This is a genomic window from Mesorhizobium sp. CA15, assembly GCF_020165215.1.
In the GTDB taxonomy this organism is placed as follows: domain Bacteria; phylum Pseudomonadota; class Alphaproteobacteria; order Rhizobiales; family Rhizobiaceae; genus Mesorhizobium.
Genome location: NZ_JAIUHQ010000002.1, coordinates 554,004 through 579,368 on the forward strand (window position 1 = coordinate 554,004; position 25,365 = coordinate 579,368).

Genomic DNA, 25,365 nt, shown 5'->3' on the forward strand with positions numbered 1-25,365 from the left:
GAAAACTACGCTAGTCGGCCGCCAGAGTAGAATTATCAAAAGGTCCTCAGATAAACTGCACCTGGACGATCTCGTACCCTCGCGCGCCGCCCGGAGCATTGACCTCGATGGCATCGCCGACTTCCTTGCCGATCAGCGCACGCGCGATCGGCGATGAAATCGAGATGCGGCCCGACTTCACGTCCGCTTCCTGGTCGCCGACGATCTGATAGGTTTTCTTTTCCTCGGTATCCTCGTCGACGAGCACGACGGTCGCGCCGAACTTGACCTTGTCGCCGCTGAGCTTGGAGACGTCGATGACCTCGGCGCGCGCGATCAGATCCTCGAGCTCGTTGATGCGGCCTTCATTGAGGCTCTGCGACTCTTTCGCCGCGTGATACTCGGCATTTTCGGACAGGTCGCCATGCGAGCGCGCTTCGGAAATCGCCTCGATGATGCGAGGCCGCTCCTCCTGCTGGCGCCAGCGAAGTTCTTCCTTCAATGACGCAAACCCCTCGCCTGTCATCGGGACCTTGATCATAGCCTGACCTTTCTGCCGCCACCCCCGTTTTCGGGAGGGACCTTGTCAATAGGTACAAAAAGAAAACGGTCCGGCAGCCTCGGGCTAACGGAACCGTCTCACCACAATTTTCCTGAATATAGCGATCTTTGCGCGATTTTCACGCCAAAAATTGAAGTTCGGCAAAATGATCACCGCTTTCGCGGGTCCGGGCTGACGGCGAGCAATAAAAAACCGGCTGCGATTGCCCGCAGCCGGTTCGAGAGGCTTCGAGCCCTGTTCAGCTCCTCAGGAAATGATCGATCTGCTCGGACAGCATGCCGTATTCGCGCGAGCCCTTGCCGGTACGCTTTTCGATTTCCTGGAGCTGCTGCTGCGCGCCGGCGAGATCGCCGATCTGCAGATGCGCTTCGCCGAGATATTCGCGCACCAGCGTGTAATTCGGGTCGATCCGCAGCGCTTCCTCGTAATAGCCGAGGCCGACCGTGACGCGGCCCGAATGACGATGCGAATAGCCGAGATAATTGAGGATTCGCGGATCCTGCTTGTTGGCGGCGAGCGTCAGCACCGAAATCGCTTCGTCATAGCGTCCGGCCATCGCCAGATCGTGACCGGCCTCGTAGATGCTGTCGTCGTCCAGCATGCCATATTGCGGCTTTACGCATTTGTTCTTCTTCTTGTCCCAGACCTCGCCCTTCTTGCAGGTGGTGGTCGTCTGGCCACCGCTGCCGCCTTCACCAGCCGCAAAAGCCGGCGCAACGAACAGCGGCAGCGCCGCAATAGCCATGACCTGAACAAGCAAACGTCTGCGCATCGAAGCCTCCGTGAGTGTGACAATGCCAGATTAACGCCGCCTTGGCGCGGTTTCATCCCGAAATGCGGGCGACTACCGAACTATTTTGAACGGGCCGGACAGAAGCCGATAGCTGCGGACGTGACGCGCGCTTTAATTCCGCTATCATCGGACCAAGCGCATCACGTGGAGAAGGACCGTGCAGCAGCGCCTCGAGAAGGAGTGGGAACTTTCGATCGATCCGGACACGGTGCGCCTGTTCATCCTCAAGGCGAAGGCGCTGAGTGCTGCCGTCAACGAGGACTATGATGACGGCGCTGAGCACGAGGTCGAGTTCGACGGCGACACACATGACAGCCACCATCATGACGGCCTTGTCGAGGAAGCCTCGGAAGACCTGACCGGGGAAGAATTGCGCGAGCTGATCAACGATCTCAATATCGACGAAGCGGCCGAGCTCATCGCGCTCGCCTGGGTCGGCCGCGGTGACTATGAGGCATCCGAATGGACGGACGCGGTGGCCGCCGCCAGGGAGCGCCCCAGGAAGCGCGCGGCCAAATATCTGCTCGGGCTGCCGATGCTTGCCGACTGGCTGGAGGAAGGCCTTGAAGCCATCGGCGCGTAACGCGCCGGTAACCGATTGTGATCGGCAAGGCAGTCGATACAGGCAACTTCGCACCGCGACCGCCGTTTCCGGGCGATGGCAACGCTGAGCCTTTCACGACTTTGCAGATTGGCGCTGCCTGTGGCGGCTGCGATGTTGCTGGTTACGCCGGCCATAGCCAAGCATCATCATCGGCATAAAAGACATCTGCCGCCGGCCAGCCAGAGCGCCGCTCCGGCTCCGGAAACGCCGCCGGCGACCCCGGTTCCAGGATCGCGTCCGCAGGACCTGGAGAACGGCACTGAGAAGTCCGGGCAAGGCAAGCCGCGCGCGGACGGCAGCGACGACTTCCTCAACCAGCAGAAATCGCATCCGAAATGGGACGCCCGTCCGCCGCGCTCGAAGAGCGCTCAATCCGCGCCGCGGACGGAAGCCGAGCCGCAGACGCCGGATGTTGTGCCGACGCCCCCGCAGAAGCCCACCGAACTGGAGCCGGAGCCGCCGGAAACCGCGCCGCAGCCAGCGCAGAAACCCGAACCGCCGGGCGAGGAAAAGATGCTTCCCGATCCGCGCTCGGCCGACATGCCGGCCGAAACGATGCCGGCGGAAGAAACCGCGTGCCGCGAGCGGCTGAAGGCTCTGGGCGTCGAGTTCGAGGAGCACAAGGCCGAGCACGATGCGGAAATCGGCTGCTCGATCCCCTATCCGATAATTCTGAAAACGCTCGGCAAGTCGATCGGCATCAGTCCCGGCACCGAGCTCAACTGCCAGATGGCCGAGGCGGCGGCGCGCTTCATGGCCGAAATCGTCCAGCCCACGGCAAAGGCCGAGCTCGGCGCCGATTTGAAATCGATCGACCAGGGCTCGGCCTTTGTCTGCCGGCCGCGCAACGGCACCCGCAAACTGTCCGAACACGCCTTCGGCAACGCGCTCGACATCGCCAGCTTCACCTTGTCGGACGGGAGGAAGATCGAGGTCGGGCCGACGCCGCCGGAGAAGGACGCAAAATTCCTCGACGCGGTGCGCAAGGCTGCCTGCGGGCCGTTCAAGACGGTGCTCGGACCAGGCGCCGATCCCGACCACGCGCTGCATTTCCATCTGGACCTGGAACCGCGCCGCCACGGCGGAACCTTCTGCCAATAGGTGAATTCCGGAAGTCTTGCCCGCAGCAAGCCAAGAACAGCGCCGCAATTCCGCCCCATGCGTGAATGCCGGCGCTGATCTTTCCTTTACTGTTGGCGTTTAACCTTGTGCCATTCGGGGACAAGGACGCCTTTCAATGGCTCGAAGACTTGGCGCTATGCTGGCAGCGGCGCAACGGAGCAAGCGTGCGCGCATCACGGTCGCCGGGCTGGCCGCGGGCGTCGCCATGGCGGCGATATCGGCCTGCACGACCGGTGACGTCTTTGCACTGCAGCCGGCCGTCGATGTCGGCAGCCAGACGGCAGCCGTGCCGCAGCCCGATGCGCCGCAATATTCCGGAATGCAGCGTCTTGTTCCGTCCAACCCCTATATGACGCAGGTCGCCTATCCGCGCATGGACGAGCCGATGTCGCCTCTCGAGCAGATGCCGGCCAGCGAAATCGACTGCCGCAACGAGCTGAAGCGGATGGGAGTCGTCTATCAGGACGTCCAGCCGATCCATGAGGGCCAGTGCGGCATTGATTATCCGGTAAAAGTCTCGGCCATCGGCAATGTCGCCATGACGCCCGCGGCGACGCTGACCTGCAACATGGCCGCAACCTTTGCCGCATGGACGAAGAACGAGCTGCAGCCGGCCGCCCGCTGGCGCTATTTCTCCGGCGTCAAGGCGATCCACCAAGGCTCCAGCTATTCCTGCCGCAACATCGCCGGCGAAGGCGTGCTGTCCGAGCACGGCAAGGGCAACGCCCTCGACGTCATGAGCATCGAGCTCAACAATGGCGACGACATCGACGTCCGCAAGCCCGGCCTGTTCGCCTTCCGCACGCGCGGCTTCCTCAACAATGTGCGCGCCGACGGCTGCGAGTATTTCACCACGGTGCTCGGCCCAGGCTACAATTACGACCACCGCAACCATTTCCATTTCGACATCAAGAACCGCAAAAGCGGTTACCGCGCCTGCCGCTAGTCTAGATTAGCATTGGGCTTCGGTGGCAGCGATGATCTGCCGGGCGACCAGATCCTGGATACGCCAGAGATTTCTGTCGCGGATCCCGCTTTCCTCCAGCTTGGCGACCGTCCGGAAAAGATATTGCGCCGAGGAGCCCCAATGCCCGGCGGCGCGCGCCAACGTGTGCGCAACCTGCTCCAACGCCAGCCTGCCGGCATAAGCCCTGCCCTCGGGCGCCGCGACAAAAGCCAGCGCACGCAATGGCCCGTCCCTGGTCCGGAGCTTGATCCAGCATGGCACGTTGGTCGGCGGGTTCGCATCTATTTCGCGACGAAGCAGTTGGACGATCTGCCCCTGATGGTCCTCCGCCGGCAGCCGATAGGCGATGCCGTTGCAGCTGCCTCCCCGGTCGAGCGCCAGCATCAACGCCGGCAATTCACGCGTTCCGCGCCAGCGTGTCAGCTTCAGGCAAAATGAACGGTGCCAACCCAGTGCCGTCGCCTGACGCTGCTCTTCATAGATGAACTCTGGATTCCAGATCAGCGAGCCATAGGCAAAGACCCAAAGCGTCTCAGGCCGATATTGCGCAAGCAGCTGTTCGGCCAGACCGTCAAATTCAGCGTCGCTATGCTCGCTTGTTCCGGGCTCGGGACCTGGATCCGGCTCCATGCGCTCGACCCTCGCGACAAGCTCGGCAGTCAGCGCCATTTTCCCGCGGCCTGTCTTTGTCGGTTCCATTTCGCTGCGATGGTAGACGGTCTCCAGATCGCTGGCCATTGATTTCCCGTGATTGTCGCGCAACACATGCCACACGGGATCGAGCGGCGTTCATGAGCCACAGAAGTTTGAGACGACGCGCGGTGATCTGGATCGCGGCTTTCAGCGCCTTCTACGTGATGCTCGCCTATCTCGCCGCGCCGGAATTCTGGACCTGGCGGGAGCGCGGCTTCCGCACCCAGCCCTTCGAGATGGTGACGCATACGCCGCAGGGCATTCCCGGCGACCCGATCAATGTCGGCCTGATCGGCACCGAGAAGGAAATCGTCCACGCCTTCGCCGTCGCCGGCTGGGATACGGCCGATGCCGTGACGCTGCGGACCGCGATCGACATCGGCGAAAGCGTCTTGTTTTCCCGCCCCTACCCCGATGCGCCGATGAGCCGCCTTCTGTTCGAGGGCCGAGCCCAGGACCTGGCCTTCGAGAAGCCGGTCGGCGACAGCGCCGACCGTCGCCACCACGTCCGCTTCTGGCAGACGGACACGGTGGGCGACGACGGCCGCCCGCACTGGCTGGGCGCCGCGAGCTTCGACCGCGGCGTCGGCCTCAGCCACGATACCGGCGCCGTCACCCACCATATCGGCCCCGACATCGACGCGGAGCGCGACTTCCTGATCGGCGATCTGAAGGCCGCCGACCTGCTGGCCTCCACCAGCGAGATACCCGGGATCGGTGCCACCAAGGCCGGACGCAATGGCGGCGGCGATCCCTATTTCACCGACGGCATGGCCATTATCGGCGTTCTGAAGACGCAGCAGTGACGGCGCACTGTCACGCGCGCGCTGACGCCGAAGGTGCGCGTCGTGGTCGACGCGTTTGTCGGGCATTTTTCGGCGCCGCTTTGGGATGCCGCCTGAACAGCGCGCCTGTCATGTTCCAAAAATACCCGCGGGCTATTTTCGAACGCACTGCAGCAATGCTATTGACCGCCCATGCTATATGTTGAAATCGCCGTCGTGGCCGTCCTCATTCTGGTGAACGGCCTCTTGTCGATGTCGGAGCTAGCCATCGTCTCGTCGCGGCCCGCCCGCCTCAAGGCGATGATCGACCGCAACGTCAGGGGCGCCGGCCGCGCGCTGGCGCTCGGCTCTAACCCCGGCAAGTTCCTGTCCTCGGTGCAGATCGGCATCACCCTGGTCGGCGTTCTCTCCGGCGCCTTTTCGGGCGCCACGCTCGGCGAAAGGCTGGCGCAATATCTGGCGTCGACCGGCATCCGCGAAAACATCGCCGATCCTGTCGGCGTCGGCATCGTCGTCGCTTTGATCACCTATGCCTCGCTCATCGTCGGCGAGCTGGTGCCGAAGCAGATCGCGCTCAAGGATCCGGAGCGCGTCGCCGTCAGAGCCGCGCCGGCAATGACCATCCTCGCCACCTTCTCTGCGCCGCTGGTCTTCCTGCTCGACCTCTCGGGCCGAGCCGTGCTGTGGCTGCTTGGGCAGGCCGGCGAGACCGAAGAGAAGGTCACCGACGAGGAGATCAAGATGCTGGTCGCCGAGGCCGAGCATCACGGCACCATCGAATCCGATGAGCGACGCATGATCGCAGGCGTCATGCGCCTCGGCGACCGCGCCGTGCGCGCCGTCATGACGCCGCGCACCGAGGTCGACTGGCTGAACCTGCAGTCAGACGACACGGCGGTCAAAAAACTTCTGATGGATACCCAGCACTCGCGGCTGCCCGTCGGCGACGGCAATGTCGACGCCATGGTCGGCGTCATCCAGACGCGCGACGTGCTGGCCGCCCTTCTGGCCGGCAGGGTGCTGGATCCGCGCCAGCATGTGCGCGCCGCCCCCATCGTGCATGATCAGGCCGACGCGCTCGATGTCCTGCAGAAGCTGAGGGAATCGGACGTGCCGATGGCCCTCGTTCACGACGAATATGGCCATTTCGAAGGCATCGTCACCCCGGCCGACATCCTCGAAGCCATCACCGGCGTGTTCCGCTCCGACCTCGAAGCCGGCGAGGAGGAAAACGCCGTCAAGCGCGAGGACGGCTCCTGGCTGCTCGCCGGCTATATGCAGGCCGACGAGATGGCCGAGGTGCTTGGCATCGACCTTCCCGAAAACCGCGACTACGAAACCGTCGCCGGCTATGTGCTGTCGCATCTGCATCATCTGCCGACCACCGGCGAATGCGTCGACGCGCAAGGCTGGCGTTTCGAGGTGGTCGACCTCGACGGCCGCCGCATCGACAAGCTGATCGCCACCCGCCTGCCCGACGGCCACCGCCCGGTGGCGCGCTGAGGACGAAATTTATGTGGTAACCAACTCGCCGTCAGCTTTGCGGCGGGAGGTGCCCAGTCTGCTTTTCGGCAGGCCCACCAACAAGCTGCCGCCCCCGACCGTACAGGGTCGCCGCATAGAGAAGGCGCAGATAGCGTTTCGATCATTCCGTCTCATCCGCCGATATAGGCTGCCAATTCGTCAGGGGTTCCCTTGGGAAAGGCCTGCTTCAAATAGTCGAGGAACGCCGATACGCGGACGCTGAGCAAGCGTCGGGACGGATAGAGCGTCCATAGGGCGATGTCCGGGCCGTCGACATCGCCCCAATGCACCAGCGTTCCAGCAGCCAGATCGTGACTTACGAGCGAGATCGGCAAACGTCCGGCGCCGACGCCCGCCCGGACGGCATCGCGGAACATCAGGAGCGACGAAAGGCGAAGGACTGGCTCAATCGCGATGCGTGATCGTCCGGTCGGCGTCACGATGTCCCAGGCGGCAACGCGCTCGCCGGATTCCCGCACGACGGCCGGAACGGCGAGATCGTCGGTCGGTCTGGCGAGGCCCGGACTCGCGACCACCACCAGCCGGTCGCGCAGGAACACCCGTCCGACAAGACTTTCATCGGGCTCAGGATTGACCCGGATCACCAGATCGTACCCCTCCTCGATCATATCGACGGCCCGGTCTTCCGTCGTGACCTCGAGCCGGATTTCCGGATATTTCAGCGCGAACCCGGCGGCCAGCTTCCCCATCGCAGTTTGGGAGAAGAGCAGCGGTGCGCTGATCCGCAGCCTGCCCCGCGGCGTGTGTCCGCCCGAAGCGATCGCCGTCGCGGTTTCGTCCAGTTCGGTCAGCAACGCTCCCGTCCGCTCGAAGAGCGCCCGTCCTTCCTCGGTGAGCTTCAGCGCGCGCGCCCCGCGCTCGAACAGACGCAAGTCGAGGGCGGCCTCCAGTTCCGCGACCCGGCGAGACAGGGTCGCCTTCGGGCGCCCCGCGGCGCGCGCCGCCCTTCCAAACCCTCCGTGCCGGGCAACCAGATTGAAATCAGCGAGGGCGAGAAGGTCCATCTGTTCCAACATTGAGACGCTGTGTCCAAATATAGCGCCTATCGGTTCGAATGTGGATCACTCATTTACGGGATGTCTTTTGACCCAAACCCGGAGTGAACCCCATGACCATTCTCGTTACCGGCGCGACCGGCAATGTCGGCAGCCAAGTCGTCAACCAACTCGTCAAGCGCGGCGCCGATGTCCGTGCGCTTGTCCGCGACCCTTCGAAGGCGAACTTCCCTGCGAGCGTCGCCGTGGTGCAGGGCGAACTGATCGACGTCGATTCTCTGCGCAGCGCCTTCTCGGGCGTTTCCACCCTATTTCTGCTCAATGCCGTGGTGCCCGACGAATTCACCCAGGCGCTGATCGCGCTCAACTTGGCCCGCGAGGCAGGCATCGAACGCATCGTCTACCTGTCGGTGATCCACGGTGAGCTTTACGCGAACGTGCCGCACTTCGCCGGCAAGCTCGCGGTCGAGCGGATGATCGAGCAGATGGGCCTCAACGCCACCATCCTTCGTCCGGCCTATTTCATGAACAACGAGTTCATGATCAAGGACGTGATCCTCAGCTATGGCGTCTATCCGATGCCGATCGGCAGCAAAGGCTTGGCAATGGTCGACGCGCGCGACATAGCCGAGGTCGCGGCGATCGAGTTGCTTCGCCGCGAGCAGGCCGAAATTGCCCTCCCGCTCGACCGGATCAACCTCGTCGGTCCCGACACCCTGACCGGCACGGATGTCGCCGGCATCTGGACCGAGGTCCTGGGCCGCCAGATCGCCTATCCCGGCGAAGACCTGGCAGGCTTCGAACAGAACCTGCGGCAGTTCATGCCGGGTTGGATGGCATTCGACATGCGCCTGATGGGCGAGCGCTTCATCAGTGAGGGCATGATTCCCGACGCTGGCGACGTCGACCGCCTGACCAAGCTGCTGGGCCGTCCGCTGCGCACTTATCGCGACTTCGCCGCAGAAATCGCCGCCGCGGCCTGACGCCGGCGGCAGCCTGCCACCCCAACATCAATCCCAAGGATACGATTATGATCTACTCAACCGCCACCGTCCCGGTGAACCCGGAAGGCGCGACCAGGCTGACCCGTGCGCAAGCCTGGGCTGGCCTGGAGCTCAAGGCTCGCGACGCCCGCGAATTCCTGCCGCCAGACCTCTGCACCCGCTGCGATGTCGTGGAGGAAAGCGCGACGTATTTCGTGCGCGAAGCGACCATTGCGGGTGCAGATCTGCGCGAGATCATCACGCTTGAACCGCAGAGCAAAGTCACATTCCTCCAGGCCGCCGGGCCGCGCGAGGGCGCGATCGTCAACGAACTGTTCGAGGGCGCCGACGGCACGCTCCATCTGCGCTTCTACTGCTATCTCGGCCTGCGCGGCAAAGAGCCGAACGGCCCCGAGGAGCAGGCCGAGCAGGCGCAGTTCGACGGCGACCAGGGCTACAAGGCTGCCCTGCTGTCCACACTGAAGCGCACCCGCGAGCTGCTCATGGAGGGCCGGCTCTGACCATTACTCATGAACATCAACCCGGGACCTTCTCTCGTCCACGGCGCAAGGCAGACAAGTCTCACGATCGGCCTCTGGGAATTTGTTCTGCCGTCAAGGCACTAACACGGGCTTGCCGGTGCGGCGCAAACGCCGCCCCACGTCCTTAGGAGGATATTCGAAAAGCCACTCAGGCAGCCTGGGCTTCGTCGGCGAACACGTCTACCTTGCGCGCCGCACGGCCTGCTAGACGTAGACTCATTGCTGCGTAGCCAGATGCGGATTGAGACGAGTTTGAGGGCGGCGAGACAGCCAGCTCGTCGTATCGGGTGACAATACGGCGGAACTGCTTGGCAGGTCATATGGGCTCATGCTGAGCCTGAATCAGATTCAGCCGCGATATGAAAGTCTCGGTCGGAAACGACCCATTGCGAACCTACGCCCAAGAAGGATATGTTGCCGCGGCGCGCGCAGGCATCCCGCTTCATCATCGCGCATGTTCCATGAAAGCAAAGAATAGATTCGACTCGCTCATGCACGCGGTCTGTGTTGGTCATGGCTATTGTGGAGGAAGGCACGGCGACAAGTTCATGCATGTCACCGATTTTATTCCTCAATCCGGCGATGTTACAGCGGATCAATTCGTGGAATGGGTATTTCTAGCTGAATATGAGAATGAGAGTGAGCGAATGTCTCCCAGATGGGATCGGCATCGCCAGAGGATACGAGGCTATTTTGTTGAGCACATGGGATCAGACGTCGTCGATGCCAGCCAACTAAAATGGGGCGTGGAGGGCTAAGCCAACCCTTTACTCTGCTTCCCACTCATCTCGGTCATACCACATTTATGAGTTCACGACCTAGGATGAACTTCCAGCTTTGGCCGACGTTCACCTGAATGGTCACGAACGTCTTCGTCTTTGGCACCTTGAAAAGAGGGTTTCCCCTGCACGAGCAGGGGTTTGAACGGGGCTGCGTTTCTTGGCAATTGTCGGACGCGTGAGCGGTTTCCAATGCTGATTGCTGGACCTCGCTTCGCTCCGATGATGTTCAACGAACCGGGTGTCGGGTTCCAGGTCGCCGGCGAACTCTACGAGGTCGATGATCGCACCCTCTCGCGCCTCCATGCCATCGTATCCGTGGGCGCGCCCGGCAGTTTGCGCCGATCGAGGTTGAGGCTCTCGAGGGACCGTCGCCCGTAGCGCAGGTCTATATGAAATCCCGGCTTCTCGCAGATCCCGTGCATTCGGGATATCTCGCCTGTTACAATGACCGGCGCTTCGTTCTTCCTGGGAGAACGTAGCGGCTTCGCCCGCCTCCGGACGTTTTGTATTTTCGGTTCAAGAAACGGTTGGCCTGCCACCGCTGGAGCTTTCCCATCCGGCGGCAGCGATCGTGATCAGAGCGGCGCCGAGCAGCAACGTCCTGCGCCGTTTCCTGACGACTCGAGGCCAGTTAGCTTGGCTATTCTCGGAAAAAGGTGTCGAGGCTGATGCCGAAGGCGCGCCAGGTTCCTACCTGTTTGCGGGAAGCGGTTTCGCCCTCCTTGCCGGTGATGGTGCTGCCTGCCACTGTCAGCCACATCGTCTCCAGCTTGCCGTGCCGCAAAATGCCGGTGTAGCTCACGGCGGCAGGGCCGGCCGTACCCTCGCCGGCGGCCGTTACTCCAATCACGTCGCCATGCGCGATGCCGGATATCGGCACGGTCTGTCCATAGAAGCTGCTGTCTTCGAGCGCCGTGCGAAACGTGCCTTCAATCCGGCTGCCGTCCTCGCCGGTGATGTCGAGGACGGACCCATACTGATTGCGCCATCTGCCAAGCCAAGGCATCCCGCTCCTCCACGACTGTGCTGTCTTCGTCTTCGGTGGATTCGCGGCTGCATCTAACGCGCCGTTCCGAGCGGTCAACAGCGCCACGGCCAAAGGGATCAGCCTGGGATCCAGGCAAGACAGACAGCTCCGCAAATGGAAAGGGGCAGCGCTGGCGCCGCCCCTTTCCCACTGGGAGGACAGTGTCGATCGACCGCTCAGGCGGCCTGGGCTTCGCCGGCGATCGCGTCGGCGGCGCGGGCCGCTTTCAGCACCCTTGCCCACCAGGCGACGTCGTTGACCAGCGCGGCGGCCGACTGGTTCAGGTGCTCGAGATCCTCGAGCTTCTTCTCGCCCTGGCGAACCGCAAGGAAATCGCCCCAGGCGATGTGCACCGCCGACTTGACCGGCGCCATCTGCAGCTCGACGGCGATCAGGCGAAGGTGCTCGATCGCGCGCGAGCCGCCGACGCTGCCATAGCCGACGAAGCCTGCCGGCTTCTTGTTCCACTCATTGGCGGCGTAATCGATGGCGTTCTTCAGCACAGCGGTCGGGGCGTGATTGTATTCGGCGGCGGTGAAGATGAAGCCGTCGAACTCGGCGACCTTCTTCTGCCAGCGCTGCGCCACTTCGTTCTGCGACGGCGCCCAGGCGGAGGAAGCGACCTCGTCGAAGAAAGGCAGCGGCCAGTCGCGCAGATCGACGATCTCGACATCGATATCGGCGTGCGACTTGGCGATCTTGGCGATCCACTGCGTCGGCACGTCGGCGAAGCGGGCGGCGCGCGTCGAACCGACGACAATGGCGATTTTGGGCTTGGACATAAGGGGCTCTCCTTGCGGGAATTTCTGGTATCGTTTGGATACCGGCGCTATATGTGATACTGACAAATCGGCGCGCAAGGAGGCACTTCTTTGTTACTGAGGCACCCGCACAACACCGAGGACTGCCGGGCCGTGTCGGAAATCCTGCAACGGGTCGGCGACAAATGGACGGTGCTCGTGGTCGGCAAGCTCGGCGGCGGACCAATGCGCTTCAACGAATTGCGCGCCGCCGTTGGCGGAATTTCGCAAAAGATGCTGACCACCACCTTACGCGGTTTGGAGCGTGACGGCTTCGTCACGCGCAAAGTGTTTCCGACCATTCCGCCACGTGTCGATTACGAGCTCACCCAACTCGGTCACGAGCTGCTCGTGCCGGTCGGCGCGCTCGGCGAATGGGCGCGCAAGAACACCAACCGGGTCCGCGAAGCACGCGCGAAATTTGACGGCCTAGAGGCCTGAAGCCATTGCAATGCAAGGGTTTTTAGCCTGCCGATGAAATCGTGGGCCTCAGCGCCGGTCGCATCGCGCTTTCGGTTTTGATCAGAGCCTCCGCGGTTCCGCCGCCGGCGTCGCCGGGCAGCTGCTTCGCCAAGGACACCCCGCCTTTAGCCGCCACCGATCAGACGCTTGGGGCAGTGCTGTCGCAGCACGCCGTCGAGCAGCTCTTGAATTGGGCGGCCATCTTGCCGACCGCCGTCCGATCCCGCATGCAGGCGACGTGTGGAAGACCTGTGCTGACTTCCATGTAGGCCGTTACGCCGAGCAGGCAGACCAAAGCAACAAGGGCTGCCACGAGCCAGCCGTTCAGCATATGTTGACGCATTGTCTTTCCCCCTGCGCCTACAAGGTGGGGCGTGAAGGCAACCATTGGATGTCGCGAAGCAAATCTCCCGCGCAGGCGTTGTTACAGAGCGGCAAGTCTGGGGAGAATCAGTATCCCGCCGGAGCGTCAGCTCTCGGCCGGAACCGGCTTCGGCTTGCCTTCGCCGTCGAGCGCCACCATGACGAAATCGGCATGGGTGACCTTCTCCATCAAGTCGGAAAGGTAGCGCTGCGCCCAGGCTTCGACCTTGAGCACCATCGAGGTGCGGCCGACGCGCTCGACATGGGTGTAGATGCAGAGCGTGTCGCCGATCTTCATCGGCTTGGCGAAGGACATCTCCTTGACCGCGGCGGTGACCACGCGGCCCTTGGCGCGCTCGGCGGCGCGGATGCCGCAGGCAAGGTCCATCTGCGCCATCACCCAGCCGCCGAAGATGTCGCCGGCCGCATTGGCGTCGGACGGCATGGCGAGCGTGCGCAAGGTCAGATCGCCAAGGGGTTTTCCGTCCGCGTAATGCACCATGGCGAAATCCTCAAAGGGCAGCTTCTGTTGCGTATCAATGCGACCGCCATGTCGCAAGCTCTGGTAAAAGCGAAATGTGCCCCACTGCGCCGGTCGCTTTTTTCACAAGCCATGCCGGAAGCCACGGCGACGCCGCAAGCCCGCAATGTCTAGGGTAAGCCCAATGTTGCGGAGCCCGCTTTTCCATCATGCAGACTTATGATTTCATCGTCGTCGGCTCGGGTTCGGCCGGCTCGGTCGTTGCCGACAAATTGTCGGCGTCGGGCCGCTTCTCCGTGTTGGTGCTGGAGGCCGGCGGAACCGACCGGCGCTTCTATGTCCAGATGCCGCTCGGCTACGGCAAGACCTTCTTCGACCCGGCTGTCAACTGGAACTACAAGGCCGATCCGGATCCGGGTCTCAGCAACAATGCCGACCACTGGCCACGCGGCAGGCTGCTTGGCGGCTCGAGCTCGATCAACGCCATGGTCTTCATCCGGGGCGCGCGCGAGGACTTCGATGCCTGGGCCGCTGCCGGCAATCCCGGCTGGGCGTATGATGACCTCCTGCCCTCCTTCAAGGCGCTGGAAGATAATGCGGCGGGCGCTGACCAGTGGCGCGGAGTCGGGGGCCCTTTGCACATCACGGACTGCACGAACGCGGTGCATCCGCTGACCAAGCGCTATCTTGCCGCCGCACAGCAGGCCGGGCTGCCGCTCAATCCGGACTTCAACGGCGCCTCCCAGGAAGGCGTCGGCGTCTACCAGATCACGACGAAAAACGGACGCCGCATGTCGGCCGCCCGCGCCTTCCTGCGGCCGGCGATGAAACGCTCAAACGTACGCGTCGAGACCAACGCGCTGGCGACGAAGATCCTGTTCGAGGGCAAGCGCGCCGTCGGCGTCGAATACGAGCAGAACGGGCAGAAGAAGACCGCTCGCGCGGGCCGCGAGGTGATCCTGTCGGGCGGCTCGATCAACTCGCCGCAACTGCTGGAGCTGTCCGGTATCGGCCCTGCGGCATTGCTGGCCGACCTCGGTATCCCAGTAGTGCACGCCAATGAAAATGTCGGCGCCAATCTGCAGGACCATGTCGGCATCAACTACACCTTCAAGGGCAAGCTGCCGACGCTCAACCAGATCCTGCGCCCGTGGTGGGGCAAGCTGCTCGTCGGCATGCAATACATCCTCTTGCGCTCCGGTCCGCTGTCGCTGTCGATGAACAATGCCGGCGGCTTCTTCCGCACCGACCCCTCGATGACGCGGCCGAACATGCAGCTCTATTTCCAGGCTTTCTCGACCGTCATCCCGAAGAGCGGCGAGCGTCCGATCCTGACGCCCGACCCCTGGCCGGGCTTCTCGATCGGCCTGTCCAATTGCCGGCCCTCGAGCCGCGGCGAGATCATGATCCGCTCGAAGGACCCGCGCGACTATCCGAGCATCAGGCCCAACGCCTATTCGACCAACGCCGATGTCGACGAGATGCTGGCGGCGGTGAAGTTCGTGCGCAAGATCGCCTCGATGCCGGCCATGGCCGAGATCATCGAGGAAGAGGTTCTGCCCGGCCCGTCGATCCAGTCGGACGCCGACCTGATCCAGGATTTCAGGAAACGCTCCGGCACCGTCTATCACCCTGTCTCGACCTGCCGCATGGGGCCTGATGCGGCGCGCGCCGTCGTCGACCCGCGGCTTCGGGTGCATGGGCTGGACGGTCTGCGCGTCATCGACGCTTCGATTTTCCCCGACAACATCACGGGCAACACCAACGCCGCCGCGATCCTGACCGGATGGAAAGGCGCCGACCTGGTTCTGGAGGATCACAAATGAAAATCACCGACGTGAAGACCTGGGTTGTCGGCAACCCGCCGCCCGGCATCGGCGGCAAGTATTTCATCTTCGTCAAGCTCACCACCGATGGCGGCGTGGTCGGTTATGGCGAGGCTTACAACGCCACCTTCTCCGCGCATGTCACCGCCAGGATGATCGAGGACATGGCCGAGCGCTATCTCGTCGGCCGCGATCCGCACGACATCGAGAATTTCTTCCGCCGCGCCTATTCCTCCGGCTTCACCCAGCGCCCCGACGTTTCCGGCATGGGCTGCTTCTCGGCGCTCGAAATGGCCTGCTGGGATATCGTCGGCAAGGAGGCCGGCAAGCCGGTCTACAAGCTGCTCGGCGGCCAGGTGCACGAGACCCTGCGCTCCTACACCTACCTCTATCCGCACACCGGCAGCGTCCATTCGGAAGATGCGCGCGGCAAGAACGTCTACAACGACCCAGACCTGGCTGCGGCCTGCGCGCTCGAATATGTCGAGCAGGGTTTCAACGCCGTGAAGCTCGATCCGGCCGGCCCCTACACCGCCTATGACGGCCATCAGCCGCGCTTGATCGACATCGACCTGTCGGCGCGTATGGTCAAGGCGATCCGCGAAGCAGTCGGTAACAGGGCGGATATCCTGTTTGGTACGCATGGCCAGTTCACCGCCTCGGGCGCGCTGCGGCTCGCCCGCGCCATCGAGCCCTACGATCCGCTGTGGTTCGAGGAGCCGGTGCCGCCTGATATGCCCGAGGTGATGGCGCAGGTCGCCCGCAGCACCTCCATCCCGATAGCAACCGGCGAGCGGCTGACGACGAAGTTCGAGTTCGCCCGCGTCATCGAGAACCGCGCCGCGACCATCCTGCAGCCGGATCTCGGCCGCTCCGGCGGCATTCTCGAGACCAAGAAGATCGCTGCCATGGCCGAAGCCTACCACATCCAGGTGGCGCCGCATTGCTATTGCGGCCCGATCGTCGGCGCCGCCAACATCCAGCTTGCCGTGACGCTGCCCAACTTCCTCATCCTGGAATCGCTGAAGCAGTGGGACGGTTTCCACGCCACGCTGCTCAAGAAGAAGATCGAATGGCAGGACGGCAACGTCATCCCCTCGAAGGAGCCCGGCCTCGGCGTCGAGCTCGACGAGGCGGTCTGCGAGGCCCATCCCTATAGCGGCAAGGAGCTGCATCTGCAGATGATGCAGACGCCGCTGATGCCGTGAGCCTCGCTTATGCCTTCGTCGGCCTTGGCCATCTCGGCGGCAACCTTGCCGCTAGCCTGCTGCGCAACGGCTTTGCCGTCACCGTCTTCGACCGCGACCCGGCGCCGGTCGAGCGCCTGGTCGCGCTCGGTGCATCGGCGTCGGGTAGCCCCGCCGAGGCCGCTGCCCGCGCCGGCAATGCAATCACCTGCCTGCCCTCGCCGAAGGTCAGCGAAACTGTGCTCGCCGGCCCCGACGGATTGCTCCAGGGCCTGCCCGCGGGCGGCACCTGGATCGAGATGTCGACCAATGGCCGTGACGAGATTTTACGACTCGCCGCGCTGGCATCGGCACAAGGCATCGAGACGCTCGAATGCCCGGTGACCGGCGGCGTGCATCTGGCCGCAGTGGGCAGGATCACGGCGCTCGTCGGCGGCGATGCGGCGCTCTACGAACGCCATCGTCCGGCCATCGAGGCGATGTGCGCGAAATCCTTCCTGATGGGCCCGGTCGGCTCGGCGGCGGTGATCAAGGTCATCACCAATATGCTCGCCTTCATTCATCTCGTCGCTGCCGGCGAAGCGTTGATGCTGGCGAAGCAGGGCGGGCTCGATCTCGCCCAGGCCTACCACGCCATCGTCGCCTCTTCCGGTAACAGCTTCGTCCACGAAACCGAAAGCCAGCTCGTGCTCAACGGCTCCTACGACATCGGCTTCACCATGGACCTGGCACTGAAGGACCTCGGCTTCGCGCTTGCCATGGCCAGGGATTTCGGCGCGCCGCTCGATCTTGCCACCCGCGTCAACGCGATTTTCGAAGAGGGTAAGCGCGCCTATGGTGGTGGCGCCTGGTCGACACAGATCGTCAAGCTGCTTGAGGATGAAGTCGGCGTGGAGCTTCGCGCGCCGGGCTTTCCGGCGAAGCTCGAACTGTAACCCGGCAGAAATTAGCCAGCTGTTTCAATTGCCTGACCGCACCGGCTGAATCGGCCTCTTAGCCGGCTGATTCAACCTCTCAGCGTCAGCGCGCCGGGCAGGATCTCGAACGTCGCCGGAATTCGGCCTGGCGACTCGCCGTCTATGTCGACCAGCGCGCCGTTCTTCTCGGCATCGCCGAGCGGCTCGACCAGCACCTTGCGGCCACGCAGGATGGTGATTGCCGGATGGTTGCGGTGGCGCCCGCCGTAGAGCAGGCGGAGGTCGCGGATCAGCCCAAGCTTGCCGGCGGCCCGCAGGATGATGATATCGAACTGGCCGTCGGCGAGCTCGGCGTCCGGCGCGATCATCATGCCGCCGCCGAAGAATTTGCCGTTTGCCACCGCGACCAGCGCCATGCGCGCCTCGACCGGCTCGCCGTCGTCGATGGTGATCCTGACATCCTGGAAGCGGTAGCGGATGAACTCCAGCACGGTGCGCCAGAAGAACAGCGCCTTGGCCGAGACCCTGCCCTTGCGCTTGTCGGCATTGACGGCGCGATCCGTCGCGCCGGACAGGCCGAGGCTGGCAATGTTGATGAAGTGGCGGCTGGCCAGCGCGCCGTGGTCGTCGATGTAGCAGATGCGGCCGGCGTCGATTTTTCGCGCATTGGAATCGGCGATCCGCTTCAGCGCGGCATCGATGCCGCGCGGCAAGTCGAGCCCGCGCGCGAAGTCGATGCCGGTACCACAGGGCAGAAGGCCAAGCGCGGCTTCCTGGCCGGTCTCATCTTGTGCCTGCAGCAACCCGTCGGCCACCTCGCTTGCGGTGCCGTCGCCGCCTGCCGCGATCACCAGGTCGCACCCGCCGGCGGCGAGATCGATCGCCAGCCGCTCTGCGTCGCCGCTGGCCTGAGTTTCCCGCAAGTGGAAATCGCCGAAATTCCTGTTGAGCGATGCCGCGGCCTCCGCCCAATGCCGCTTGAGCCTGCCGCCGCCGGCAATCGGATTGAGAACCACCCCGACTTTCAAGTCGACCTCCCCCGAGGCAAGTCGCGCAACTAGCACCCAAAGTCTTTTGCCGACATTGAAACGCGGACCGGGCGCCGGAGCAAGGCTCCAACATCGAACGGATACAGAAAAGCGGGGCAGGCTGTCTAAGCGGTTCGGCCGGCGGATTCCGCGGCTTTCGCCATTGGTCCCCGATAATCCCGCTATCCACAGGCGCGCCGGCATTCCCCAGACCCCTTACCCGGCGTACATTCAACCCATCTCAGGCGGCTACCGAACGCCCAGCCGAAAGGCAAAAGCGCAAGGCGGATTTCCTGAGGCCCGTACGGCCCAGAACGAGAGCAGGCTTGCCTGTTGGAGGGACGGATGCCGAGACCTACGGGTGCCGCGGAAAGCGTGCCAACGCCGACGGCGGACCGATGCTGCCATTAAGGCCGGTAAAAACCTTCGATGGCACGCTGGGCGAAGCCTGCAAGGGTGGAGATCGGCGTGGTCTGGAACGGGAGCTGCCCTTCGGGCGGCGACTGGCAGGACCGTCAAAATCAAGGCTGGCCTGGCGCGACGACTTTACGGAAGTTGCTGCCTTGACTGGTTCCTGATCTGACAGGGAGGCGCTGGGAGAAATCCCAGCGCCGACTGTCTTTTTGGTGCTGTCCGCCTCACAGGCTACCGCCCCTCCCGGGCGTCCGCTGCTGATGCTTTCCGGCCACAGTCGCCGGCCAAGCAACCTTCCGTAACGCATCGACACGCACAATCCACAATCGCGGCCAAATCCCGCCTTGTTCCCCGGCGATTGATCGGTTTGGGAACATTTAAAGGGACAAGACCGTGATCAAGACCGCCCTTGTCGCCATGACCATTGTCGGCTGCGACTGCGACGCCAAGCTCTGCGAATATATCGGCGAGACGCCTGCCAAGTGGGCGACGCTCGCCGACTGCGAAGCGGCGATGAAGAGCCAGATGCTGCACCAGCGCAATTTCGACTATCCGCTGGTTTCGGGTATCTGCCGCGTCAAGGGCTCGGCCTCTTCCTCCGAGCTTGCCGAGAAAGCTTCCAGGCCGGAGTTGAAGCCCAGGAACCGCGTTGTCGAAACCATCGCCCCGCTGCCGCCCGAGCTCGACCATCGCCCGAGCGCTCCGGTCGGCGCAACGGTGACCGCCAGCGAAACGGAATCGGCAAAGCCCGTGGCCTTCGACGGGTCGGTCGATGGCGGCCGCGCCGTGCTTTACCGCACCAAGGCCGGCTATGCCGTGGTCAAGACCGACCTCAGCCGCGCTGCCGGCGCAACGGTGGACGTGGCGAAGCGCTCGGCAAGCTGGCTGGCCGGATTGACCGGGCTGTAAGCCTGCCCAAGGTTCAGGTCGGCCCGAGCAGCCATTCCCTTATCATTGCCCGATGACAATGGCGTAGGGCCGCTTCGCAACCGCAGACCGGATTGATCAAGCCGACACATTGCCCGAAGATAACGCACAGGATATTGGCCTTCACCGGGGGGTGTCATGACAATTGCCGTTCGTATCGCGTTATCCCTGCTGCTGGCGCTCGCTCCCTTGCATGCCAGGGCGGAAGGCGACGACAAGGCCATGGTGATCGCATCCGACGACGCCGAGATGGCGGCGGCGGTCGAGAAGGCGCGATCCAGCCTGGAGGAATTCCTGAACCTGTCCGACGCTCCGCCGCCGGGAACCGACAGGTTCAAGCTGAAGGTGATGGTCGTCGACGGAAAGGCGACGGAGCATTTCTGGGTCATCCCCTTCAAGCGGACCGCCGACGGCTTCGTCGGCATATTGGCGAACGAGCCGGAAATCGTCCGCAATGTCGTCCTTGGCCAGAACATCGAATTCACCAAGGACGATATTTCCGACTGGGGCTACACCAAAAACGGCCGCCAGGTCGGCAGCTTCACCGTCTGCGTGATGTTTAAGAAGATGTCGAAGGAAGAGGCCGACTATATGCGCACTCAATACGGCTTCGACTGCTGAGGTCTATCCGCTCACTTCCCGCCATGGGAAAAATCGCCACCAGTCGGGCCGCGACCCGCTGCTTGAGCACTCCATCCAGAACTTCGATCGGCAGCAGCCGCTCATGGTTGCCTGCACGCAGCCGCACGAAGAAATGCATCCGGTAGGCAGCGATCCTACCCCGCGTGGCCGGATCGGCGCTGACATCGACAACGAATATCGAGCCGATGCGTGCCGGCCATGGCAGTCTGGCGAGCGCAGTGCCGAGGAAATCGCCAAGGCCGTAGGCGATCACGCTGTCGCCGACACGCTCGATGGGCTGCAAGACATGCGCGTGATGCCCGGCGATCAACCGGACGCCGTGATCCGCCAGCCGTCTCGCCAGCGCCCGCGTCGCGGGTCGTGGAAAATGCCGGAACTCCCAGTCCCAGTGCGGCACGGCGCAGATGAGATCGATGCCGGATACGGCGTCGCGCGGCCATTCCGCCGCGCGCATTGAGATGCGCTCTTCGAACGGCGCGGCGTCCGTGTTGCGCCACAGCGTGAAGGCCGCAAAGCCGATCGTCAGCGATCCGGCCGCATGACTCTGGACAGGCCCGCCGGCAACTGTGCCGATGGTCCGGACCCCGAGCCGGTTCAGCGCAGCGAGCGTTTCGTCGAAACCGGCGATGCCCTGATCGAGCACGTGGTTGTTGGCCAGGGACAGAACGAGCCTGTCGCGCGCGATGCCGGCGGCTGCGAGTGCATCGGCCAGGAAATGCTCGCTCATCGCATGATGCGTGCCGAGCCGCGTGCCCATGACCGCGCGTGCTCGTTCGACGATCGGACTTTCGCAATTGCCGATCACGAGGTCGGCGGATGAAAGCAGCGTCGTGATCGCCGGATCGCAATCCGGCGCATCGCGATTGGCGACTGCCGAAATGTCGCCGACGAAGGCCAGCCGCACCTTCCGTGTGGGCTGCGGATCGAGCAACGTCGCCGCGGGCGCCGCGAAGCCGCTTCTGTCGCCGGCAAGCGACGGTCTCAGCAGGCGCGGCAGCCATGACAGTTTATAGGCAAGCGGATAGTTCGACACGGGCCCATCCAGTTTCGCCCTGTGTAGACTGTCTGATGGATAGGTTGAAGCGGGTTGCTGGCGATCCCGCGGCGGGCATCTCGGACTGACCGAAATCCGTGTATGCTCACGACGTGGAGCAGTGGAGGGCGATGACGATGCGTAGAGTGATCCTTGCAGCAGCCTTGTTTGCATTCCTGCCGGCGTCCGTTGCCTGGGCGGAGATGCCGGACGCGGCCAAGTCCATGTTCGAGGCCAAGAGCGTGAGCGACCGGAACACGGCGCTGTCGACGTTGGAGGCGGCAGCGGCCAAGGACCCGGCCTCGGCCTATGCGGCCGGCGCCGGCGAATTCTTCACCGCGCTTGAGCTCCTCGCCGGCGGACTGCATCGCCACGGTTTCGAGAGCCCGAAATCCTTCATGCTGCCGCTGATGCGGTTGCCCGTGCCCGACAATCCCAACCCGCAGCCGCTGACCTACGAAGAATTCCGCGCCATCCTTGTCGCCTTCCGCGACCGGCTCGAAAAATCCGCCGCCATGCTGGGCTCAGTCCCGGCCAACGCCGACATCGGCATGGTGGTCGATCTCACCCGCGCCGGCATCGATCTCAACGAAGACGGCACGATTGCGCCGGACGAAAGCTTCGCCGCCATCATGGCGTCGCTGTCGCGCGGCAGCATCGACACCAGCAATACCGCGCCTTCGCTCACCTTCCGCTTCGACCGCGCCGACGGTTTTTGGCTGCAAGGTTATGCCGAGTTCCTCATGGCGCAGGCCGATTTCTGGCTGGCGCATGATTTTCGCAATGCTTTCGACGGCTCGTTCCACATGCTGTTCCCGCGCGCGAAACTGCCTCTGCAGGATACGCTTGTGCCGCTGGACGGCGGCATGAGCGGCAACATTTTCGCCTCGGAATGGCGCTTCGCCGACTTCATCTCGCTGGTGCATCTCGTCAACTGGCCGGTGGTCGAGCCGGAACGCCGGCAGGCCGCGCGACGCCACCTGCTGGAGATGATCCGACTGTCGCGCGAGGACTGGAAATCGATCCTGGCCGAGACCGACAACGATCGCGAATGGCTGCCGGGACCCCAACAGAAAGGCGTCAATCCGCTGACCGGCCTCGAGGTCGGCGAGGAACAGGTGCAGGCCTGGCTCGCCACGTTGACCGTGGCCGAGGATCTTCTCGAAGGCCGCGCGCTGCTGCCGCATTTCCGCATCACCGGCAAGGGCATCAACATGAAGCGCTTCTTCGACGAGCCGAAACCTTTTGACCTGGTCCTTTCGATCACCGGTCCCGGCATCGCGCCCTATCTCGAAAGCGGCAAGATCCTCACCAGCGACGATTTCGACCAGATCCAGCGCCAGTTCAGCGGCGCCGGTTTCTTGACGTTTGCGCTGTGGTTCAATTGAGGCCCGCGGTCTTAGGTTCCTCGCCCCCATGAAATGGGGGAGAGGTGGCTCGGCGAAGCCGAGACGGAGAGGGGGCGCCGGTCCCGCGCGGCGAAAGCGCTTTGAAGAGAAGGGCTTCCGCCTTACGAAACCCCCTCTCCGTCCGCTTCGCGGACACCTCTCCCCCGCCTCTGGCGGGGGCGAGGAAACCGAACCTTCGAGGTCGACGCCGTCCCCCTGGCTATCGTCAGAAAATTGCGCCCTGATAAAGCACCGCTTCCGCCTCTTCCGGCGCGAAGCGCCGCGCCAGCGTGCGGAAGGCGCTGTGGACGCCGTCGCGGTCCAGGTTGCAGCTTCTGAGGTGGCGGACGGCCAGCGTCGGATCGAATTCGGTGCGTCCGTGCAAGACCCGCTGATTGTCGAAGACCAGCACCTCGCCGGGCTGCAGCTGGTGCCGGAACTGGTTCGCCGGATCGCAGATCAGCCGCGTTAGCTCGGCAAGCGCCTCGATCAGCCCGTCGATCTCATCGACAGCCCCCGTTTGCGGCGCCAGGCAGCGATCGTTGTAGCGTATGCCGGTGACGGCGCCGCTCGCGTCGAGGCTGATGACATGCGCCTCGGCGCTGAAGAACACGTCGCCGGCATGCTCGCGATGGAAGGTGACGCCATGACGGGTCAGCAGGTCAAAGAGCTCCGGTCTGTTCCTGCGCATCCGTTCAGCGACTTGAAAGCCGTCGACCATCAACGAGGTGCCGCCGCTGCCGGCGCCGGTCCTGATGGCATGGAAGAAGATGAAGCCCGGCGGCGAATAGCGGAACGGCTCGTCCGTGTGCGGAATTTGCGCGCGCGCCGTTTCTCCGGCCACCCGCGCGTCGGGCCGCGAGATGAGATCGAAAACCTTGCCGTAACTAGTCTCGCGCACGGGCCCGTAGCGGCCGGCGACGCGCAGCGTCGCCTCAGGCTCGGCCGGGACGCCGGTCAGCATGGCGATGCCATGGTCGCGCAAGGCGCGCAGCGACTGGAAAAGCACCGCGTCGTCCTCCACCACGGCGTCGAAGGCGAAGCGCCCAAGCCGCGCGCCGAGATCGCTATTCCACAGTTCCGGCTGAAAGCGTGGCGCGCCGAAATCGCCGCCGCGTCCGGCATGGGCCGCCAGAAAGCCCGCCGCGAAGCGCGAGACATGGCCGTCCCGCCAGACCACGTCCGTCGTCCCAACCGTCGAGATCTCGATCGAGGTCGCGCGGATATCGGCCGGAACATCGGCAGGCGTCAGCCAGCGCTTTCCGGAAGCGGTGTCGCCGCATATCCCGCATTCGCAGGCAAGCCGCAGCCAGCGCATCGACAGCCGGCCGGCGCTGCCGTCATCGAATTCCACGGCGATGCGCGGTCCTTCGTTGCGCATCGCTCGCAAGGAGCGCGTCGCGAGTGCCTGGCCGGCGGGGACGGACTGAGTCTGCATATCGAGCATGGCGACGGCTTTCCTGGATTGAGTTGTCTTCAACAACGGTAGGGCGCTCGCGGCTTTTCTTGCAAACGAGTTTGTTTTCATAAGTTTTGAGGTATTCTCAATCCATGGCGTTTCTTCGCGACCTCCCGCTGTCGGCCCTGCGTGCGCTTGCAGCCGCCGCGCGCACCGGCAGTCTGACGCGCGCCGCCGACGAGCTCGGCGTCACGCCGGGCGCCGTCGGCCATCAGTTGCGGCAGCTGGAGGACCGGCTTGGCGTCAAGCTGGTCAGGCGCGAGGGCAACGGCATCGCGCTCACACGCATTGCCGAGGCGGCGCTGCCAGACATCGACCGCGGCTTCGACGCGCTGGCCTCCGGATTGCGGCGGCTGCGGTTCGAGCGCCGCGCCGATACCTTCACCATCGCGGCCGATCCGTCCTTCGCCTCGCTTTGGCTGGCGCCGCGCCTTGGCAATGTCCGCGCGGCTCTCGGCAGGCTGGACGTGCGCATCGTGGTGTCGATCGCGTTGGATTCGATGCTGGAGGAAGGCATCGACCTCGCCATCAGCTACCGCAACAGCACGGCAAGAGATCTCGCATCGGCCGATCTCTTCACCGAAAGGGTGGTTCCGGCCTGTGCCCCGGCGCTGATCCGCAACCGCACAGATCAAGACAGCGCCGAAGTGCTCAGCCGCCTGCCCCTCCTCCACATCGACCAGACCATGGGCGACGACGTTTACCCCACATGGGCAAACTGGTTCGCCGCCGCCGGCCGCCTACGCAAGAACATCGACCACGGCCCGCGGTTCCCCTTGACCGTGCTGGCCGCGCAGGCCTCGCTTTCCGGCATGGGTGCGCTGCTTGCCAGCGAACTGATGCTGAAGGAGCATTTCCGCGACGGCCAACTCGTCGAGATCGCCCGCGTTATTCCCGCGCTGACCATCAAGCGCCGTCTGGTCTGGCCGGTGGATGGACCGAAGGCCCGCCGCGCCGCCGTCGTCGCCGCGGCGCTTGCCGCGGTTGCCAAGGCGGAGCCGGACGATCCCAGGCCAATCGGATCATGACCCCTTTCCTGACAGCCTTCTGTCAGCAGCG

At 63.9% G+C, this 25,365-nt stretch carries 27 protein-coding genes; 17 read left to right on the top strand and 10 right to left on the bottom strand.

Features of this window, described 5'->3' with window-relative positions:
* Positions 1 to 46: 46 nt before the first annotated feature.
* A complete protein-coding gene (greA, locus tag LB515_RS06115; protein ID WP_095766573.1) occupies positions 47 to 520 on the bottom strand; it encodes a transcription elongation factor GreA in 474 nt (157 codons plus the stop codon).
* Positions 521 to 779: 259 nt separating this feature from the next.
* Positions 780 to 1,313 carry a tetratricopeptide repeat protein gene (locus LB515_RS06120; RefSeq protein WP_224707101.1) on the bottom strand — a complete coding sequence of 178 codons (534 nt, stop codon included), beginning with the start codon at positions 1,311 to 1,313 and terminating at the stop codon, positions 780 to 782.
* A gap of 178 nt (positions 1,314 to 1,491) precedes the next feature.
* Between LB515_RS06120 and LB515_RS06125 the strand changes: the two genes are divergently transcribed.
* The 3 genes from LB515_RS06125 to LB515_RS06135 all read left to right on the top strand — a co-directional run bounded on the left by LB515_RS06125 (position 1,492) and on the right by LB515_RS06135 (position 4,006).
* A complete protein-coding gene (locus LB515_RS06125) occupies positions 1,492 to 1,917 on the top strand; it encodes a DUF3775 domain-containing protein (RefSeq protein ID WP_224531280.1) in 426 nt (141 codons plus the stop codon).
* 132 nt (positions 1,918 to 2,049) lie between these two features.
* A complete protein-coding gene (locus tag LB515_RS06130) occupies positions 2,050 to 3,039 on the top strand; it encodes an extensin family protein (RefSeq protein ID WP_224707102.1) in 990 nt (329 codons plus the stop codon).
* A 136-nt stretch (positions 3,040 to 3,175) separates the two neighbouring features.
* Positions 3,176 to 4,006: an extensin family protein gene (locus LB515_RS06135; protein WP_224531273.1), complete on the top strand. Its 831-nt coding sequence runs from the start codon at positions 3,176 to 3,178 to the stop codon at positions 4,004 to 4,006.
* A 6-nt stretch (positions 4,007 to 4,012) separates the two neighbouring features.
* On the opposite strand, the gene LB515_RS06140 is transcribed toward LB515_RS06135, so the two are convergent.
* The gene (locus LB515_RS06140) at positions 4,013 to 4,765 is read right to left on the bottom strand and encodes a gamma-glutamylcyclotransferase (RefSeq protein WP_224531270.1); all 753 of its coding nucleotides are present in this window, start codon (positions 4,763 to 4,765) and stop codon (positions 4,013 to 4,015) included.
* A 53-nt stretch (positions 4,766 to 4,818) separates the two neighbouring features.
* On the opposite strand from LB515_RS06140, the gene LB515_RS06145 reads away from it, so the two are divergent.
* Positions 4,819 to 5,526, top strand: coding sequence for an LssY C-terminal domain-containing protein (locus LB515_RS06145; protein WP_224531265.1), 708 nt, complete (start codon positions 4,819 to 4,821; stop codon positions 5,524 to 5,526).
* A 171-nt stretch (positions 5,527 to 5,697) separates the two neighbouring features.
* The gene (locus LB515_RS06150) at positions 5,698 to 7,008 is read left to right on the top strand and encodes a hemolysin family protein (RefSeq protein ID WP_224707103.1); all 1,311 of its coding nucleotides are present in this window, start codon (positions 5,698 to 5,700) and stop codon (positions 7,006 to 7,008) included.
* Positions 7,009 to 7,160: 152 nt separating this feature from the next.
* Here LB515_RS06150 and LB515_RS06155 read toward each other — a convergent pair whose 3' ends face one another.
* Complete coding sequence (locus LB515_RS06155; protein ID WP_224531371.1) at positions 7,161 to 8,054, bottom strand: LysR family transcriptional regulator; 894 nt, start codon at positions 8,052 to 8,054, stop codon at positions 7,161 to 7,163.
* Positions 8,055 to 8,158: 104 nt separating this feature from the next.
* On the opposite strand from LB515_RS06155, the gene LB515_RS06160 reads away from it, so the two are divergent.
* From LB515_RS06160 to LB515_RS28270, 4 genes are all read left to right on the top strand, one after another.
* Positions 8,159 to 9,028 carry an SDR family oxidoreductase gene (locus LB515_RS06160; RefSeq protein ID WP_224707104.1) on the top strand — a complete coding sequence of 290 codons (870 nt, stop codon included), beginning with the start codon at positions 8,159 to 8,161 and terminating at the stop codon, positions 9,026 to 9,028.
* A 47-nt stretch (positions 9,029 to 9,075) separates the two neighbouring features.
* Entirely contained in the window at positions 9,076 to 9,549 is a 474-nt protein-coding gene (locus LB515_RS06165) for an SRPBCC family protein (protein ID WP_224707105.1), read from the top strand.
* Between the two features lie 407 nt (positions 9,550 to 9,956).
* Positions 9,957 to 10,328 carry a hypothetical protein gene (locus tag LB515_RS06170; RefSeq protein WP_140838607.1) on the top strand — a complete coding sequence of 124 codons (372 nt, stop codon included), beginning with the start codon at positions 9,957 to 9,959 and terminating at the stop codon, positions 10,326 to 10,328.
* A gap of 162 nt (positions 10,329 to 10,490) precedes the next feature.
* The gene (locus LB515_RS28270) at positions 10,491 to 10,730 is read left to right on the top strand and encodes a gamma-glutamylcyclotransferase (protein ID WP_318012248.1); all 240 of its coding nucleotides are present in this window, start codon (positions 10,491 to 10,493) and stop codon (positions 10,728 to 10,730) included.
* Between the two features lie 262 nt (positions 10,731 to 10,992).
* Here the strand turns inward: LB515_RS28270 and LB515_RS06175 are convergent, their stop codons facing one another.
* Complete coding sequence (locus LB515_RS06175; RefSeq protein ID WP_224707106.1) at positions 10,993 to 11,358, bottom strand: avidin/streptavidin family protein; 366 nt, start codon at positions 11,356 to 11,358, stop codon at positions 10,993 to 10,995.
* Between the two features lie 197 nt (positions 11,359 to 11,555).
* On the bottom strand, positions 11,556 to 12,161 hold the full coding sequence (locus LB515_RS06180) for an NADPH-dependent FMN reductase (protein ID WP_095766563.1): 606 nt from the start codon (positions 12,159 to 12,161) through the stop codon (positions 11,556 to 11,558).
* 90 nt (positions 12,162 to 12,251) lie between these two features.
* Between LB515_RS06180 and LB515_RS06185 the strand changes: the two genes are divergently transcribed.
* On the top strand, positions 12,252 to 12,620 hold the full coding sequence (locus LB515_RS06185) for a winged helix-turn-helix transcriptional regulator (protein WP_095766562.1): 369 nt from the start codon (positions 12,252 to 12,254) through the stop codon (positions 12,618 to 12,620).
* A 490-nt stretch (positions 12,621 to 13,110) separates the two neighbouring features.
* On the opposite strand, the gene LB515_RS06190 is transcribed toward LB515_RS06185, so the two are convergent.
* Entirely contained in the window at positions 13,111 to 13,506 is a 396-nt protein-coding gene (locus LB515_RS06190; protein ID WP_042646168.1) for an acyl-CoA thioesterase, read from the bottom strand.
* A gap of 188 nt (positions 13,507 to 13,694) precedes the next feature.
* Here LB515_RS06190 and LB515_RS06195 point away from each other — a divergent pair, with 188 nt between their 5' ends.
* The 3 genes from LB515_RS06195 to LB515_RS06205 are packed head-to-tail and all read left to right on the top strand — an operon-like array spanning position 13,695 to position 17,433.
* Entirely contained in the window at positions 13,695 to 15,311 is a 1,617-nt protein-coding gene (locus tag LB515_RS06195) for a GMC family oxidoreductase (protein ID WP_224707107.1), read from the top strand.
* Entirely contained in the window at positions 15,308 to 16,519 is a 1,212-nt protein-coding gene (locus tag LB515_RS06200) for a mandelate racemase/muconate lactonizing enzyme family protein (RefSeq protein WP_224707108.1), read from the top strand. Before LB515_RS06195 ends, LB515_RS06200 begins: the two co-directional genes overlap by 4 nt.
* Positions 16,516 to 17,433, top strand: a complete 918-nt coding sequence (locus LB515_RS06205; protein WP_224531237.1) for an NAD(P)-dependent oxidoreductase — start codon at positions 16,516 to 16,518, stop codon at positions 17,431 to 17,433. The genes LB515_RS06200 and LB515_RS06205 overlap by 4 nt, the downstream gene beginning before the upstream one ends.
* 71 nt (positions 17,434 to 17,504) lie before the next feature.
* Here the strand turns inward: LB515_RS06205 and LB515_RS06210 are convergent, their stop codons facing one another.
* Positions 17,505 to 18,443: a diacylglycerol/lipid kinase family protein gene (locus LB515_RS06210; RefSeq protein ID WP_095766558.1), complete on the bottom strand. Its 939-nt coding sequence runs from the start codon at positions 18,441 to 18,443 to the stop codon at positions 17,505 to 17,507.
* An 807-nt stretch (positions 18,444 to 19,250) separates the two neighbouring features.
* Here LB515_RS06210 and LB515_RS06215 point away from each other — a divergent pair.
* Positions 19,251 to 19,766 (top strand): hypothetical protein, encoded by a 516-nt coding sequence (locus LB515_RS06215; RefSeq protein ID WP_224707109.1) that lies wholly within the window; start codon positions 19,251 to 19,253, stop codon positions 19,764 to 19,766.
* A gap of 156 nt (positions 19,767 to 19,922) precedes the next feature.
* Positions 19,923 to 20,405, top strand: a complete 483-nt coding sequence (locus LB515_RS06220) for a YegJ family protein (protein WP_224707110.1) — start codon at positions 19,923 to 19,925, stop codon at positions 20,403 to 20,405.
* Here LB515_RS06220 and LB515_RS06225 read toward each other — a convergent pair.
* Entirely contained in the window at positions 20,344 to 21,357 is a 1,014-nt protein-coding gene (locus LB515_RS06225) for a CapA family protein (RefSeq protein WP_318012609.1), read from the bottom strand. The genes LB515_RS06220 and LB515_RS06225 overlap by 62 nt on opposite strands.
* A 239-nt stretch (positions 21,358 to 21,596) precedes the next feature.
* Between LB515_RS06225 and LB515_RS06230 the strand changes: the two genes are divergently transcribed.
* Positions 21,597 to 22,847, top strand: a complete 1,251-nt coding sequence (locus LB515_RS06230; RefSeq protein ID WP_411969126.1) for a hypothetical protein — start codon at positions 21,597 to 21,599, stop codon at positions 22,845 to 22,847.
* A 226-nt stretch (positions 22,848 to 23,073) separates the two neighbouring features.
* Here the strand turns inward: LB515_RS06230 and LB515_RS06235 are convergent, their stop codons facing one another.
* Positions 23,074 to 24,294 (bottom strand): clavaminate synthase family protein, encoded by a 1,221-nt coding sequence (locus LB515_RS06235; protein WP_224707112.1) that lies wholly within the window; start codon positions 24,292 to 24,294, stop codon positions 23,074 to 23,076.
* A 104-nt stretch (positions 24,295 to 24,398) separates the two neighbouring features.
* Here LB515_RS06235 and LB515_RS06240 point away from each other — a divergent pair, with 104 nt between their 5' ends.
* On the top strand, positions 24,399 to 25,334 hold the full coding sequence (locus LB515_RS06240; RefSeq protein WP_224707113.1) for a LysR substrate-binding domain-containing protein: 936 nt from the start codon (positions 24,399 to 24,401) through the stop codon (positions 25,332 to 25,334).
* The last annotated feature ends 31 nt before the right edge of the window (positions 25,335 to 25,365 follow it).